This window comes from Halosolutus halophilus, assembly GCF_022869805.1.
GTDB classification, from domain to species: Archaea; Halobacteriota; Halobacteria; order Halobacteriales; family Natrialbaceae; genus Halosolutus; species Halosolutus halophilus.
In genome coordinates, this window is the sequence record NZ_CP094974.1 from 4,060,685 (window position 1) to 4,075,149 (window position 14,465).

At 60.2% G+C, this 14,465-nt stretch carries 10 protein-coding genes, 2 tRNA genes and 3 rRNA genes; 2 read left to right on the plus strand and 13 right to left on the minus strand.

The annotated features are described in order from the left end of the window. Window positions 1-592 precede the first annotated feature (592 nt). From MUG98_RS20075 to MUG98_RS20130, 12 genes are all read right to left on the minus strand, one after another. Window positions 593-820 carry a MarR family transcriptional regulator gene (locus MUG98_RS20075; protein WP_265109195.1) on the minus strand — a complete coding sequence of 76 codons (228 nt, stop codon included), beginning with the start codon at window positions 818-820 and terminating at the stop codon, window positions 593-595. A 4-nt stretch (window positions 821-824) separates the two neighbouring features. Beyond that, window positions 825-1,205, minus strand: a complete 381-nt coding sequence (locus MUG98_RS20080; protein ID WP_265109196.1) for a hypothetical protein — start codon at window positions 1,203-1,205, stop codon at window positions 825-827. Then, window positions 1,202-2,014 (minus strand): phage Gp37/Gp68 family protein, encoded by an 813-nt coding sequence (locus MUG98_RS20085; RefSeq protein WP_265109197.1) that lies wholly within the window; start codon window positions 2,012-2,014, stop codon window positions 1,202-1,204. The genes MUG98_RS20080 and MUG98_RS20085 overlap by 4 nt, the downstream gene beginning before the upstream one ends. Before the next feature lie 405 nt (window positions 2,015-2,419). Next, a complete protein-coding gene (locus MUG98_RS20090) occupies window positions 2,420-2,815 on the minus strand; it encodes a hypothetical protein (RefSeq protein WP_265109198.1) in 396 nt (131 codons plus the stop codon). A gap of 2 nt (window positions 2,816-2,817) precedes the next feature. Next, window positions 2,818-4,908, minus strand: a complete 2,091-nt coding sequence (locus MUG98_RS20095; RefSeq protein WP_265109199.1) for a minichromosome maintenance protein MCM — start codon at window positions 4,906-4,908, stop codon at window positions 2,818-2,820. Between the two features lie 186 nt (window positions 4,909-5,094). Continuing rightward, window positions 5,095-5,595 carry a hypothetical protein gene (locus tag MUG98_RS20100; RefSeq protein WP_265109200.1) on the minus strand — a complete coding sequence of 167 codons (501 nt, stop codon included), beginning with the start codon at window positions 5,593-5,595 and terminating at the stop codon, window positions 5,095-5,097. Further along, window positions 5,588-5,737 (minus strand): hypothetical protein, encoded by a 150-nt coding sequence (locus tag MUG98_RS20105; protein WP_265109201.1) that lies wholly within the window; start codon window positions 5,735-5,737, stop codon window positions 5,588-5,590. The genes MUG98_RS20100 and MUG98_RS20105 overlap by 8 nt, the downstream gene beginning before the upstream one ends. 155 nt (window positions 5,738-5,892) lie before the next feature. Beyond that, window positions 5,893-5,968, minus strand: a tRNA-Cys gene (locus MUG98_RS20110). A gap of 124 nt (window positions 5,969-6,092) precedes the next feature. After that, a 5S ribosomal RNA gene (gene rrf, locus MUG98_RS20115) occupies window positions 6,093-6,214 on the minus strand. Window positions 6,215-6,343: 129 nt separating this feature from the next. Then, a 23S ribosomal RNA gene (locus tag MUG98_RS20120) occupies window positions 6,344-9,263 on the minus strand. 225 nt (window positions 9,264-9,488) lie between these two features. Then, window positions 9,489-9,560, minus strand: a tRNA-Ala gene (locus MUG98_RS20125). A 151-nt stretch (window positions 9,561-9,711) separates the two neighbouring features. Then, window positions 9,712-11,186, minus strand: a 16S ribosomal RNA gene (locus tag MUG98_RS20130). Together the 16S, 23S and 5S rRNA genes with 2 tRNA genes alongside form the textbook arrangement of a ribosomal RNA operon. 983 nt (window positions 11,187-12,169) lie before the next feature. Between MUG98_RS20130 and MUG98_RS20135 the strand changes: the two genes are divergently transcribed. Continuing rightward, entirely contained in the window at window positions 12,170-12,547 is a 378-nt protein-coding gene (locus MUG98_RS20135; RefSeq protein WP_265109202.1) for a winged helix-turn-helix domain-containing protein, read from the plus strand. Further along, the gene (locus tag MUG98_RS20140) at window positions 12,544-12,840 is read left to right on the plus strand and encodes a DUF7521 family protein (protein WP_265109203.1); all 297 of its coding nucleotides are present in this window, start codon (window positions 12,544-12,546) and stop codon (window positions 12,838-12,840) included. The genes MUG98_RS20135 and MUG98_RS20140 overlap by 4 nt, the downstream gene beginning before the upstream one ends. 141 nt (window positions 12,841-12,981) lie before the next feature. Here MUG98_RS20140 and lpdA read toward each other — a convergent pair whose 3' ends face one another. Then, window positions 12,982-14,445: a dihydrolipoyl dehydrogenase gene (gene lpdA, locus MUG98_RS20145; protein WP_265109204.1), complete on the minus strand. Its 1,464-nt coding sequence runs from the start codon at window positions 14,443-14,445 to the stop codon at window positions 12,982-12,984. Window positions 14,446-14,465 lie beyond the last annotated feature (20 nt).

The following is a 14,465-nucleotide window of genomic DNA, read 5'->3' on the forward strand; positions in this document are numbered from 1 at the left end:
AGTCGTCGTGCTGCACTAATCCTCTGTATTCAGCAGGCTCTCTCTGACAGATTCTCGGTAGATGATTCGGCGCGTGCAAGATACAGGGCGCAAATGTTGCCCGACATTTAGCTTAATCTGCGAAGGCGGTGATCGCTCAGTACACGTGTAGTGAACGACCTAAACACAATGGGTAGAGTCTGAAGGGGTTAGGAATTGTTTTGAGAATTTGGGTGAATGCAATGGCTCAACAAAATCGGTTCGCGGCAATTTGTTGCCAGTGCGGGAGGGTGTACGCTGCGAGAGAGCTATTGTCGGGCGACATCGGTCCAATAGGAAGATCCGAGTGTTCTTGTGGGTGTGGGGAGTTTCGAGAAATGAAGTGAGCACTGCTGTGCAGATAATTCCGGATTCTCTTCAAGTGAATAGGCTGTTGAGCTCGCAGGTCTATTGACCGACTGGTTCAGTATGAATTGCTTGGAATGAACGATGTCGGTTTGCTGCATCCATCCTCTGTATCTCGCACGCGGTTTCTGATAGCTATCGGAGAGGTAGATCATTACTTCGGTAACGCCTTCACCTGTATTGAGCGATCATCCAGAAACGACAAGGCTTACTTTAGATAGTAAACGTCTTGACGAAGATCTGTCCGGAGAGGATGGCTGTCGATGACATCGACCTTTTCGAGATTTTGGAGCGCATTGTAGACGGTCCGCTGAGTCAGCTGTGTCTCCTCAATGATCTCCTTCTGTGTGAGTGGCGCCTCGTATTCGAGGACTTTGTACACGAACTTCGCACTCGGTGGGAGGGCCTCAAGGTCCCGTCCTTGTTGCTTAGACATCGGTCTAGTCACCTCCATCGAAGTCGATCGCGACGACGCCGTCGGGATCCAGGATCGTCATATCGAGTCGGACGGCATCCGATCGGCAGATGAACGCGCTACGATCTGTGCCGTCGATGATCGAGATCATGTCGTCGAACGGCCGGAACTCCTCGTGGCCTGGCGGAACTGCCGGCCCCTCAATCTCGACCCAGCCACGCGGAATCTTGCGAGCCATCTCGATCGAGATGACGAGCGTCCCGTCGCGACGCTCGTTACCCAGCTGCTCCCAGCTGTCACGCGCCTCCAGGAGCGTCTCGATCGAGGCCGGATCTTCGACCGTCGTGACGTCGTCGTGCTCGAGGGCGTTGTCCCAGAGCTCGTAGGTGTCTTCGAAGACACTCATCGGTTCGACTCATCACCTCGGGCGCGCTTCGTGACGTCCGGAAGCGGTGGGAACTCGCGGATCCGTCGCTGTTCGTACACTCCCCAGTCGTCGTTCTTGACCGTCAGCCGTGTCCCTATCTCCGGCCGAGGCCCGGAGCTCTGTTTGAAGTAGAACGCGACGTCCTGCTCGCGACACTGTTCGAGGATCTCGCGAGCCCACGCGTGATCCATCTCCCGCCGATCGTCGGCCGCCCCACTCTCGCCGCCGACGACCGCCCAGTCGATGTGGTCCAGAGCGACCTCGCCGATCGGCTCGATCAGTGGCTCGAAGCTGACCCACTTCGTCGCGACGTCGACGTCACGTAATTGCTCGATCCGGTGGGTCGTCGACGGGAACTTACCCCCAGGGCCCGAGCCGACGGACGTCCCGAGCCAGACGTTTTCTGGCCAGCCGAGCCGCCACTCCGACGCGTGATGTGGCCGTTTCGTCAGGAAGATCCAGACGTGCTGGGGATGCTCGCGAACGCGATCGAGGACCTCTTGGACGAACTCGGGATCCACCTCGCGGTGGAACATGTCGGTCATCGAGCCGACGAAGACGCGGCCCGGTCCCTCGGGGAAGGTGTAGCCGTCGAGGTCCTCCTCGAGACGAACGCGATGCATCGTGACGTTCTCCGAGGCGTTTTCCTGCGTCCATTCGCTCTCTGTTCGCCCCTGGCGGAGTGAGAACGATTCGGCGTAGCAGTTCCAGCACTCCGGACCAGCGTGGCTACAGCCGGTGACCGGATTCCAGGTATAGTCGGCCCAGCTGATGTTCGTCGTCTGCATCAGCGATCACCCCCGTCGTTTCCCGTGGAGTTCTCAGACCCTGAGTGTCCAGTAGCCGTGCGAAGTGGTCGCTTCCTATTGAAGTTCTCTTGACAGTGATCTACACAGGATTTCTGATAGGGATTGATGGTGCTGGGTCGGGGGATACTTCTCGGGGTGATCACTTTGGGCGACCATAATCGCATTGTGGCCGTCTGCGAACGCTGTGAGGCAGTATACGCAGCGAGAGAGTCCTCGGATGGATGGATCCGCCCGATAGGATCCAAATCCTGTACCTGTGGATCCAAGACATTTCGGCCACTTCGGTGACCGGTACCGTACTCACCCAGTACAGGCACCCCCTTTCTTCGCGAACTATACTGAGAGGGCTGGTGATCAGTTCTGTCCGTGCAGGTATCGTTCCGGTCAGTCATCTCGATCACCCCGGAGCTTCTGAATCCGCTGATTCGCCAGTCCGATCACGTCCCGTTGCAGGCTCTCGCAGCGCGAGCGATTCGTTTCGATCTTTTCGAGCAGTTTCTCTGCGTCGTTGATCCCCAACCGGACATCGTCTTTGTCGTCCCTCGCACGGAACAGATCGCCGTTCGAGAGAGCGGCTGTGATCGCCCGATGGAGTTCTTCGAGTCCGTAGTGACCGTAACCCGCTGCGTGGAGCGTCTGAATGACCGACGATTGCTTCGCGAGTGGTGGCTGCCTGTGGCCGCTGTTGTAGTCGACGGCGCGGAGAACGGCCTCGTAGACCTGCTTCGTGCGTTTGCGCCGTTCTACTTCCGTCTGGTCGCGCTGTTTTTGCACCGACATGGTTACGCCCTCCCCAGGTACCGGATATGGTCGGTCTTTGGCTCGATCGCGACGCCGTCCTCCAGCATGTTGTCCATATCCGAGTGCAGCCGATCAGCGCTCCACCGATCGTCATCCTCGATCATGACCTCGATCACGCGATCGCGGGGAACACCGTCGTCATACTCGTCTTCGAGTTCGTTGATCGCACTTGCGAGCAGTTTCATCCGCTTCTTCTGGCTCGTCGACGTGCCCACCTCGACGACGTCGGCATCGTACTCGCCGTCTTCGTTCATGCCGACGTCTCGGATCGATCGGCCGGCCATCTCCGTCGCGATCCGAGCGTGGCGCTCGGTGATGACCTCCGAGAGTTCGAACTTCGCCGCAGCCTCTGCGATCCGGACCAGTGCCTCGAGGTCACGGAAAGTGACCGGGACCGGCGAGTTATCGTCGACGTCGTATAGCCGGCGGATCTCGAGGAAGCTATCCCGCAGTTGCTCTTTGACCGCTTCGCTCTCGAACGGCGGGTTCGGTTGCTGCTTCGCGACGGCGATCCACTTCCGGAAGAGGTCGGCTTCAACGATCGGCTCGACCTCGGTATCGTCCTCGTCACGATCGACATCGTCTCGCTTCGCGGCGTCACGGACGTCGAGAACGTGATCGGCCAGTTCTCGATCGTCGTCTTCGTTCGGTTTGTCTTGGACCGTGAAGATCAGGTCGAACCGCGAGAGCAGATCTGAGCGAAAATCGAACTGCTCCGGGATGGGTTCGTACTGATCGAACCGGCCGTGCTTCGGGTTGCCTGCGGCGATCACCGACGCTTTGGTCTCGAACGTCGCCCGCTCACCTGCGATCGTCGCGTTGATCTTCTGCTTCGACATTGGCTCCAGCATATAGGCCCGCGTCTCGCGGTCCATGTCGTCCAGTTCGTCGATGCAGACCGTCCCGCCGTTTGCCTTCACGAACGCGCCTGCTTTCAGCGACCACTCGCCATCGCCGAAATCGTCCTGTTCAGCTGTCACGGTGAGACCGGGCCCGGTGGCTCGCCGGCTCGTGACGCCGACAGTCCGCCAGCCGACCTCTTCGGCGCGATCGATGAGCTTCGACTTCCCGGTTCCCGGATCACCTATCAGGAAGACATTCAGTGTCGATCGGTCGGTGTCGCCGTCGTCGTACTGGATCTGGCCACCGGAAACCATCGCGAGGATGAGCGCCTTCTTCTCGAGGTCGTAGCCGAAAACCTTCGTCGAGAGTGACTGCGCACCCACGTCGAACGGATCGCCTTCGGCGCCGTTGGTGAGCTCGCGGATCCGCGTGCGCTCTTCGTTCGTGACGTCGAGATCTTGCTGATCGGTCTGCTCGATCTCGATGTGGTGGCCTTCAAGATAGGGATCGAACGTCGGCTGCTTCTTCGAGTTCTTGGTTTCCTGTTCGAAGTGGATGATCCCCGTGATCACGACGCGGTCACCGACGGTGACGTCGCCGGCGATATCGTCCTCGACGAACGCGTCGATCTTCTGGCCGGCGCCCTCAGCAAGCTCCGGCGGCACCTTGATCCGGAGTTTCTGCGCATCGACGAACTCTGATTGGTCGAAGTTCACTCTGAATGGCCCCTGGCGCTCACAGCCCTGGCACTCGTGGGGCTCCTGGAAGTCACCGCTCGACTGCGGGACGCGGGTGAGCGTGCCGCAGAGTTTGCACTCGAACGCCGCTTCCTCGATCTTCGGGTAGACATCGGATGTCTTCGTGATCTCGCCGCAAATGCCCCGGTAGTCGCTGAGGTGCTTCGACGGGGAGAACTCACCTGGGTAGAAGGTGAACTCCTCCGGGAGGTTCCCGACACGTACGTGCGCGTTCAGTTCGATGTCGATCGAGAGGTCGAACATGCGGAGCGCTTCCTCGAAGTACCGGCGCATCTGTTCCGGCTGCGAGAGATAGTCGTCCGCGACGTCAGGATCGAACTGGTAGATGTCGCGCCAGTCGATCTCGAGCGAGCGCTGTTCGTTCGGGTAGCGTTGCACCAGCTGGCCGATCGCCTCTTTGGAGTAGCGACGATAGAACTTCGTCGCGAGACGATCGGTGAGTGTTCCGCCTTCGGATTGTGGTTGTGACATGTGATCGGTCGCGTTTTCTTGCCGGAATAATTCCGAATCGGAGCGTTCCGATCGCGAACGACGGCGTCGGACGGCGTCGGATTCGGCGTACCCGGCGGTAGCGGACAGTTGCTTACAGGCAGTACTACAGACAACTTTCACTGTCTGAAAGTGGAGGTGGAATGCCTCTGTGGAATAAACGCATCTTCAGAGCACCTCCCCCGATCCCGTTTTATTCCGGGAAGAAAACGCGGCTCCTCGTTTCGCCGCTTCGGCGTTCACGGTCAGTTTCATCGGCCGGCTGCTCTCGTCGAGGTCGAAACCGGGGACGTCCTGGACGCAGTTTCCGTCGTTGTCGTAGCCCGCTGCCCGTCGGAGTAACCGGTAGCACTGACTGTTCCCGGGCTGGCCCTCGAAAACGCCCCACTTCACGTCATCGTAGGTGAGCGATGCTCTCCCGTGGCCGTCGACGGCTTTCTTGAAGGCGTGCTCTCGGACCATTCCTACCTTCCGATCCTGGGAGAGATCTCGGTAGTCGGTGTTGTCGTCTAACTCCGAGAGACGGAGTTCGAGGGCGGCGATATCATCGAGGGCTTCGTCGTGGCTCTTCCGAAGATCTGCCAGTTCCTGCTCGAGATCGTTCACCTTCGCGAGAGCACGCTGGGCAACCTGGAGGGCGTCCTCTGGACAGACGTCTGGCTCAGACATGGCGAATCACCGCGTAGCCGCCAGTACAGTCGTTGCAGACGACGAGTTCGCCACGCTCGGGGTGGCGGATGACGATGTCGGCGTCTTCGGTGCAGCCGAGGGCGCCGCAGAACGGGCCGAACCTGTCGCTCGCGGAGATCATGCCGAACACCCCCGTGTTTCCGCTGAAGACCCAGCGGTCGCTATCGCGAGATGGGGTTCATGACGCTTTTCGGAAGTATCGGAAAAGCGTGTTCCAGACGCGATTGGGTGCGTCTGGATCCTCCAACCAAGTTGGATTGTAAGGAATTTGGTATAAGCCAAGGGCCGGATTTGAACCGGCGATGGGCGGCTCTGCAGGCCGCTGCGTTCGGCCGGACTCTGCCACCTTGGCGCAGTACGTGGTTGTCACTGCGGTCGTTTAAGCATAGCGGTACGGCGCAGCCGAAGCGCCGTCCATACATGTAGAAAGCCCCGTACAGCCGTGGCTGTGCGAGGCTCGAAAGGTGAGTATGAGTGGTCGGCGGCGAACCGGATTTCCCAGAGGGTCTCCCACTCCAGTACTCGCCGGAACGCAGGCGGGCTTATCTTCCGTGTTCGGGATGGGTACGGGAGGAACCCCGCCGCTGTGGCCGCCGTAACGCCGATTCACGGAATCGAACCGTGATCATGCCAATATCGGTGGCTTCTGATGTGACCGTCATGTACGTGTAGTCCAGTTAGCGCCCGGACCCGTTCACCGCGTCACGGATCCAATGCGATAGTTATGAATGTGTGGCTTGGCCGGTTAGTGCTCGCGGGCTCAACACCTCGTTGCCTTGGTGCGTACACCCCGAGTCTATCGAACTCGTCTTCTACGAGTGGCCTCGGTGGTTCCTCTTTTCCAGGTGGGTTTCGAGCTTAGATGCGTTCAGCTCTTACCCCGTGGTGCGTAGCTGCCCGGCACGTGCTCTTTCGAACAGCCGGTACACCAGTGGCACCCATTCGTAGTTCCTCTCGTACTATACGAACGTTCCCGTCAGGAACCGTAACACCCCCAATAGATAGCAGCCGACCTGTCTCACGACGGTCTAAACCCAGCTCACGACCTCCTTTAATAGGCGAACAACCTCACCCTTGCCCGCTTCTGCACGGGCAGGATGGAGGGAACCGACATCGAGGTAGCAAGCCACCCGGTCGATATGTGCTCTTGCGGGTGACGACTCTGTTATCCCTAAGGTAGCTTTTCTGTCAGCAATTGGCCGCATCAAGCAGCCTAATTGGTTCGCTAGACCACGCTTTCGCGTCAGCGTCCGTCGTTGTGCCGGACACTGTCAGACTTCCTTATGCTCTTGCGCTCTGTCCCGGATCTCCGACCCGGGTGAGGAAATCTTGGGGCGCGCCCGATATCTTTTCAGGCGCGTACCGCCCCAGTCAAACTGCCCGGCTACCAGTGTCCTCCGCCAGGAGTGAGAGTCGCAGTCACCATCGGGTAGTATTTCAATGCTGGCTCGGTGGCCCGCTAGCGCGGGTACCTGTGTAACGCCTCCTACCTATGCTGCACAATGGCGACCACGTCTCAGTGACAGCCTGCAGTAAAGCTCTATAGGGTCTTCGCTTCCCCTTGGGGGTCTCCAGACTCCGCACTGGAACGTACAGTTCACCGGGCCCAACGTTGGGACAGTGGCGCTCTCGTTGATCCATTCATGCAAGCCGCTACTGAAGCGGCAAGGTACTACGCTACCTTAAGAGGGTCATAGTTACCCCCGCCGTTAACGGGTCCTTCGTCCCCTTGTAAGGGGTGTTCAGATACCCGCACTGGGCAGGATTCAGTGACCGTACGAGTCCTTACGGATTTGCGGTCACCTATGTTGTTACTAGACAGTCGGAGCGCCCGAGTCACTGCGACCTGCCCCTTTGCGGGGCAGGCATCCCTTATTGCGAACGTACGGGACTAACTTGCCGAATTCCCTAACGTCGGTTATTCCCGACAGACCTTGGCTTTCGCCGCCACGAGTACCTGTGTCGGATCTCGGTACGGACAGTGTGCTCGCCTTTTCACGGGCTCTAGGTTGACCTGACTTGCGCTATCCTGCCATTCGTTCGCTTCGTGCCATTACGGCTTCCACGAAGTTCGACAGTTCGACCGGGCGAAAACCCGGCTCAGGCGGCCCCAAAGCGTCGGCTTTGAGTGCACACTGGCATAGGAATATTAACCTATTTCCCTGTTGTCGTACTCGAATTGCGGTACGACTTAGGACCGGCTAACCCTCAGCTGATCAGCATTGCTGAGGAACCCTTACTCGTTCGGCCGTCGGGGTTCTAACCCGACTAACGCTGCTACTATGACCAGGATTTTCGTTACTGAACGGTCCACACGACCTCTCGGCCGTGCTTCCACCCGAACAGAACGCCAACCTACAAGATTGCGGTGTGATCCGCACTGCTAGGTCTCGGTGGTGGACTTGAGCCCCGATCATTTTCAGCGCGCCGAACCTCGGCCGGTAAGCTGTTACGCTTTTCTTAGAGGGTAGCTGCTTCTAAGCTCACCTCCCGGCTGTCTAGGGCTCGGCACCACTTTCGATCGCACTTAGTCCACACTTGGGGACCTTAACCCAGCTCTGGGTTGTCTCCCTCACGGTACACAGGCTTACCCCGCGCACCGGACTCCCCGCGTCGAACGGCGTTCGTAAGTTCGGAGTTGGACAGGGGGGCGCACTCCTCTCGGAGTGCGGTCCCCCAATCCGTCGCTCTACCTCACGAACTACCTCGGCGGAGGTCATGCTTCGACATGTTTCGGTTGGAACCAGCTGTTTCCGGACTCGATGGGCCTTTCACCCCTAGACGTAGATCACGAGAGGGTATTGTAGGACACCAACTCTAACAGGCCTCCACGTGCCTTTCGGCACGCTTCACCTTGTCCACGCCTAGATCGTCCGGTTTCGGGTAATGCCCGATTGACTCCCCGCGCTTGAACACGGCGGCCCTCGTCGTAAGACTGCGGCCATGTCGGTTTCCCTGCGCCTTCCCCGATAATCGGGTTAGACTCGTCAATCAGGCATACTCCCTGGTTCGTTTTTCAAAACGTACGACGGAACACCGGCTTCCCGAACTTCCTACAGGAGACTCGCGTCTCGGTCGTTTTGTTCGGGACCTTTCGTGCCCCGTCGCTCCATCGCCAACTGATTTCACGCCCTATTGCACCTCCCTTCTTGGGGTGCTTTTCAGCGTTCGCTCACGCTACTTGTTCGCTATCGGTCTCGAGGAGTGTTTAGTCTTCGCGGTCGATGCCCGCGGAATTCTCGAGGGATATCCAACCCCCGATACTCTGGAGCTGACTCGTCCGTTACTCGTCGACAGTACGGGACTGTCACCCTGTTTCGTGCTCTGTTCCAAGAGACTTCGTGTCGAGTTTCGCGGAGTGATCGTCAGTCCGAACACCACATTGCCCGTAAGGGCTTCGGTTTGGACTGCGTCGCGTTCATTCGCCATTACTAACGACATCGCGTTTGCTTTCTATTCCTGTCGATACTAAGATGTTTCAATTCTCGACGTTCCCCATTGCGCGAAGCAATTGCGGTGGGGATTCCCATTCGGAGATCCTGAGTTCTTCGCCTCCGTGCGGCTCCCTCAGGCTTTTCGCAGCTTGGCACGTCCTTCTTCAGCTCTCGAGCCGAGCGATCCACCAGCTGGCACAGTAGCCACGTTCATCGGATCGGCGATTGCACAATGCAATCACGTAGTGACCCGGGAACGGGTCCAGTGGACGCCTGGACTACACGTACACACGGTCTCATCCGCACGCTTGTAGACTGCAAGCGTGCATTAACCCTTCCCACCCACGCTTGCGCGGGGTGGTGCATCGGTTGTGTTCGGATTCAATCGTCGGGCCGTCTCCCACTTAAGGGATACGATCCGAGATTTCCTCCGAGACATGGACCCACAGGGATTCGAACCCTGGGCATCCTCCTTGCAAAGGAGGCACTCTACCACTGAGCTATGGGCCCACCCCTGCTGGAGTGACCAGCAGGGAGCAAGTGTTAGCCTCGACAGTTCAAAGGTGCCCGATCGGCCGTGCGTGGTCGATCGAACGTGTGGCCACAGGTTGTGGCCGCGAATCGCAAAGGTGAGCCGGGGCGTCGCCCCGGTCTCGGTCTGTGGAGGTGATCCAGCCGCAGATTCCCCTACGGCTACCTTGTTACGACTTAAGCCCCCTTGCGGAGCCCAGATTCGACCGGCGTTACGCCGGCCTCATCCGGACCCCACTCGGGTGCTTTGACGGGCGGTGTGTGCAAGGAGCAGGGACGTATTCACCGCGCCCTTCTGAGGCGCGATTACTACCGAATCCAGCTTCATGTGGGCGAGTTTCAGCCCACAATCCGAACTACGACCGAGTTTCGGAGATTAGCGCCCCCTCTCGGGGTTGCGTCCCACTGTCTCGGCCATTGTAGCCCGCGTGTCGCCCAGCACATTCGGGGCATACTGACCTACCGTTGCCCGTTCCTTCCTCCAGTTTGGCACTGGCAGTCCTCCTAATGTACCCATCGACCACAAGGGTCATGCTGGCAATTAGGAGTGCGGGTCTCGCTCGTTGCCTGACTTAACAGGACGCCTCACGGTACGAGCTGACGGCGGCCATGCACCTCCTCTCAGTGGCTCCAGTAAGCTCATCAAACTGACCTTCACTGCACACTGTCGGTGCTGGTGAGATGTCCGGCGTTGAGTCCAATTAAACCGCAGGCTCCTCCGGTTGTAGTGCTCCCCCGCCAATTCCTTTAAGTTTCATCCTTGCGGACGTACTTCCCAGGCGGTCTGCTTCACGGCTTCCCTACGGCACAACACAGGCTCGTAGCCTGTGTCACACCTAGCAGACATCGTTTACAGCTCGGACTACCCGGGTATCTAATCCGGTTCGTGACCCGAGCTTTCGTCCCTCACCGTCGGATCCGTCCTCCAGAGGCGCTTTCGCCACCGGTGGTCCGTCCAGGATTACGGGATTTCACTCCTACCCCGGACGTACCCCTCTGGTCTTCCGGTCCCAAGCCAGACAGTTTCCACCGGACGCCTCTCCGTTGGGCGGAGAGATTTCCCGATGGACTTGACTGGCCAGCTACGGACGCTTTAGGCCCAATAATAGCGGTCATCACTCGTGCTGCCGGTATTACCGCGGCGGCTGGCACCGGTCTTGCCCAGCACTTATTCGTACACCACCTTACGGTGTACAAAAGCGAGGACTATATGCCCTCGCACCTGGAGTCCCCTTATCGCACTGGCGTGCAGTGTAAAGGTTTCGCGCCTGCTGCGCCCCGTAGGGCCCGGTATCTTGTCTCAGATACCGTCTCCGGGCTCTTGCTCTCACAACCCGTACCGATTACTGGCACGGTGGGCCGTTACCCCACCGTCTACCTAATCGGCCGCAGCCACATCCTACAGCGCCGGGGCGTTTCGAGCTCGTACCATTTCCAGGTAGCGAGCCGTATGCACTATTAGCCTCAGTTTCCCGAGGTTATCGTGCTCTGTAGGGTAGTTTGGCCACGTGTTACTGAGCTATCTGCTACGAGTCTAAACTCGTGCAACTAGCATGGCTAAATCGGACTCCAATAGCAATGACCTCCGGCAGGATCAACCGGAATGCTATATTACTCCCCGTGAGGGGAGGGTCTGTTGGCGGTGAATGTTGTACACACTCACACAATTTGGGTCCACACGTTCGATGACGCGATCGCGGACCGATCGGGCGTCACCGAACTGTCGAGGCTAACATCAGATCCCATCTGTACGGCGGACCGCAGGGGTGGAATCCTCATTTCCTTCGGATCTAAACGTAGGCCGTCTGGGGTACATAACCCCTTCGGACCTCGTTCGATCCGAGCGACGAGACGCCCGATGCGTCCCGCCGATCACATCACATCCGAATCCCCTCGTACACTTAAGGGCAACGGATCGATCCCGCGCCGGAAATCACAGCCGGCGGGGGAGTTCGCGATCCGATCTGAGTGCCCAGACACGTATAAGGGCAGCGGATCGTCGTAACCGGCCGCGCCGGTCACGAACACGACCCGAATCGAATGCCCGTACACGGATAAGACCGTCGGATCGAACCGACGATCGGGACGAGGGTGGATGCAGTGCCTGCCTCCGCGCTGGAATACAGCCGGAGGGAACGTGGCGGCGTGCGCCACGTCGTTCGCATTAGTTTCGAACGCCGGGTTCACATATAAGGCCGTCGAACGAGATCCGTATCGGAACCCGATACCATGGGACGGTTTTGCAGTGGTCAATCACTGGGACGACACTAATAAACGCACCAGTAGCTCGAGCCGATCGGCCCGCGACGGAATCGACGCTCAGGTACAGGAGTATCACGCGGGCGGAGGTCGGCCGGTCATTCCGCCCTCGCAGACACGGTCGGGCCGAATGAGACCCGCGCGTTCGCACTCGGGCGTGCACGCGCAAGAAGGCTTCGTGTCGAACGAGGGGAACGAGAGAAGCCGGCGTGGTCGATAGCGAGCCGAGAGCCGATCGACCCGAACCGGTTCGGGAACGGCCCGAGACACCGGCAACCGGCACTTCGCATCGATGCCGATAAACCGTGTGCGTCACAAGGGGCAGACGAATGGTCCGGGACCCGATCAGTGCGGAGTCGATGCCGTCGGCGGAAGAGATCTGCGCTGCGCTCGACGATCCCGACTGCCGTGAGATTATCCGGAATCTCGAGGAACCAATGACGGCTTCAGAGCTGACCTCCCGGTGTGACATTCCGCAATCGACGCTGTATCGTAAGCTCGAGTTGCTGACCGATGCGACGTTGCTCGAAGAATCGACCGAGATCAGGCGCGACGGCCACCACGCGAGCAAGTACGCGGTCGCGTTCGACGAGATTACGCTGGTGCTCGAGGAAGACCGATCGCTGGGGGTCCAGATCGAACGCCCCGCCCGGACGGCCGACGAGCGCCTCGCCGAACTGTGGTCGGAGGTGCGCAAGGAAACATGAGCCCACAGCCGAGCGGGACGACCGAAATCGCGCTCGCGCTAGCAGTCGTCAAAACGCTGGTGCTCGTGGTCGGTAGCGTCATCACCTTCTTCGCGTTCAAGGCCTACCGGCGCACGCGCCAGCGGGCGCTCGGCTATCTCGCAGCCGGGTTCGGTATCGTGACACTCGGCCTGGTCCTGGCGGGGATGCTCTACGAAGTCCTCGGCGTCCCCCTTCCGATGGGCGTTCTGCTGGAGAGTCTCCTCGTCCTGATCGGCTTCCTCGTGATCGCCTATTCGCTGTACGTCCAGTAGGGGAGCCCTCGTAGCCGACGTCGGCCTCGAACTCGAGCGTGACCGGTTCGGCGGGGCCGATGCCGACGACGTCCTCACTCGTATCGGACCGTCTCCGGGATCGGGGCCGTAGCGACCCGATCGACTCAGCGACTCAGCGGTTCAACGGTTCAGCGTGTGGATTGCGTGCCCGAGCGCGTTCTCGGCGGCCTCCATCACCGACTCCGACAGCGTCGGGTGAGTGTGGACCGTCGACGCGACGTCCTCGACGGTCGCGCCGAGTTCGATCGCGAGGCCGAGTTCGGCGATCAGTTCCGAGGCCTCGGGACCGACGATCTGGGCCCCGAGGACGTACCCCTCGGACTCGTCGGCGACGATCTTGACGAAGCCGTCGGTCTCGCCGGTCGTCAGCGCGCGGCCGCTGGCCCGGAACGGGAACGTCCCGACGATCGTCTCGAAGCCGGCCTCTTCGGCCTCGGACTCCGTCATCCCGACGGTGCCGATCTCGGGATCGGTGAAGATCGCGGCGGGCATCGCCTGATAGTCGATCGCCGCGGGTTCGCCGGCGATCACCTCCGCGGCGACCTGTCCCTCCATGCTGCCCTTGTGGGCGAGCATCGGTTCGCCCGCGACGTCGCCGACCGCGAAGACGTGGTCGACGTTCGTTCGCGCGCGCGAATCGGTTTCGATGAAGCCCCGATCGTCGGTCTCGACGCCGACGGCGTCGAGGTCGAGCGTGTCCGAGACGGGTTCGCGGCCGACGGCGACGAGGACTTTCTCGGCGTCGAGGTCGAGCGCCTCCGCTTCGACGGCTTCCGCCTGGCCACCATCCGTCGCGGCCTGCTCGGCGGGCTCCGCTTCGACGCGGATGCCATCGCCGTGGTCGTACCACGTCGAGGCGGTGTAGCCGAAGTGGAACTCGATCCCGATATCGTTCGCCCGCTGTTTGACTGGTCGTTTGAGATCGTCGTCGTAGCCGGGCAGGATGCCGTCGAGCATCTCGATGACCGTCACGTCGGTCCCGAGTTTGGCGAAGACGCTCGCCAGTTCCATCCCGATGTAGCCGGCACCGACGACGACCAGCGAGTCGGGGACCGAGTCGAGCGCGAGCGCCTGTTTCGAGTCGAGCACGGGTTCGTCGCCGTAGTCGAAGCCGGGAATCTCGATCGGGCGCGAACCGGTCGCGACGATCGCGTGTTCGAACTCGATGCTCTCCGAGCCCTGGCCCTCGCCGCTGTGGGAGATGCGGGCGGTGTTCTCGCCGTCGAACGTGGCCGTTCCCTCCAGCAGGTTGACGCCGTTTGCCTTGCAGAGCTTCTCGACCCCGCCCGTCAGCTGGTCGACGACGCCGTCTTTCCAGTCGACCATCTTCGCGAGGTCGACGGCGGGATCGGCGTGGATCCCCATCTCCTCGGCGTTGCCGGCCTCGTGGGCGACGTCGGTCGCGGTGATCAGCGCCTTCGAGGGGATACAGCCGTGGTTCAGACAGGTCCCGCCGTAGGCGTCCTTTTCGACGAGCGTTACGTCCAGATCGAGCTGTCCGGCGCGGATCGCGGCCACGTAGCCGGCGGGTCCGGCCCCGACGACCAGCACGTCCGTTCCGGTGGTAACGTCTCCGACGACCATCAGTTCGCCCCCGCTCTCGT

Excerpts from the sequence above, each read along its gene's own strand:
- MUG98_RS20080 (WP_265109196.1), bottom strand. The coding sequence starts at position 1,205 with ATGAGTGTCTTCGAAGACACCTACGAGCTCTGGGACAACGCCCTCGAG.
- MUG98_RS20105 (WP_265109201.1), bottom strand. The coding sequence starts at position 5,737 with ATGATCTCCGCGAGCGACAGGTTCGGCCCGTTCTGCGGCGCCCTCGGC.
- MUG98_RS20100 (WP_265109200.1), bottom strand. The coding sequence starts at position 5,595 with ATGTCTGAGCCAGACGTCTGTCCAGAGGACGCCCTCCAGGTTGCCCAG.
- MUG98_RS20085 (WP_265109197.1), bottom strand. The coding sequence starts at position 2,014 with ATGCAGACGACGAACATCAGCTGGGCCGACTATACCTGGAATCCGGTC.
- MUG98_RS20140 (WP_265109203.1), top strand. The coding sequence starts at position 12,544 with ATGAGCCCACAGCCGAGCGGGACGACCGAAATCGCGCTCGCGCTAGCA.
- MUG98_RS20095 (WP_265109199.1), bottom strand. The coding sequence starts at position 4,908 with ATGTCACAACCACAATCCGAAGGCGGAACACTCACCGATCGTCTCGCG.
- MUG98_RS20135 (WP_265109202.1), top strand. The coding sequence starts at position 12,170 with ATGGTCCGGGACCCGATCAGTGCGGAGTCGATGCCGTCGGCGGAAGAG.
- lpdA (WP_265109204.1), bottom strand. The coding sequence starts at position 14,445 with ATGGTCGTCGGAGACGTTACCACCGGAACGGACGTGCTGGTCGTCGGG.
- MUG98_RS20075 (WP_265109195.1), bottom strand. The coding sequence starts at position 820 with ATGTCTAAGCAACAAGGACGGGACCTTGAGGCCCTCCCACCGAGTGCG.
- MUG98_RS20090 (WP_265109198.1), bottom strand. The coding sequence starts at position 2,815 with ATGTCGGTGCAAAAACAGCGCGACCAGACGGAAGTAGAACGGCGCAAA.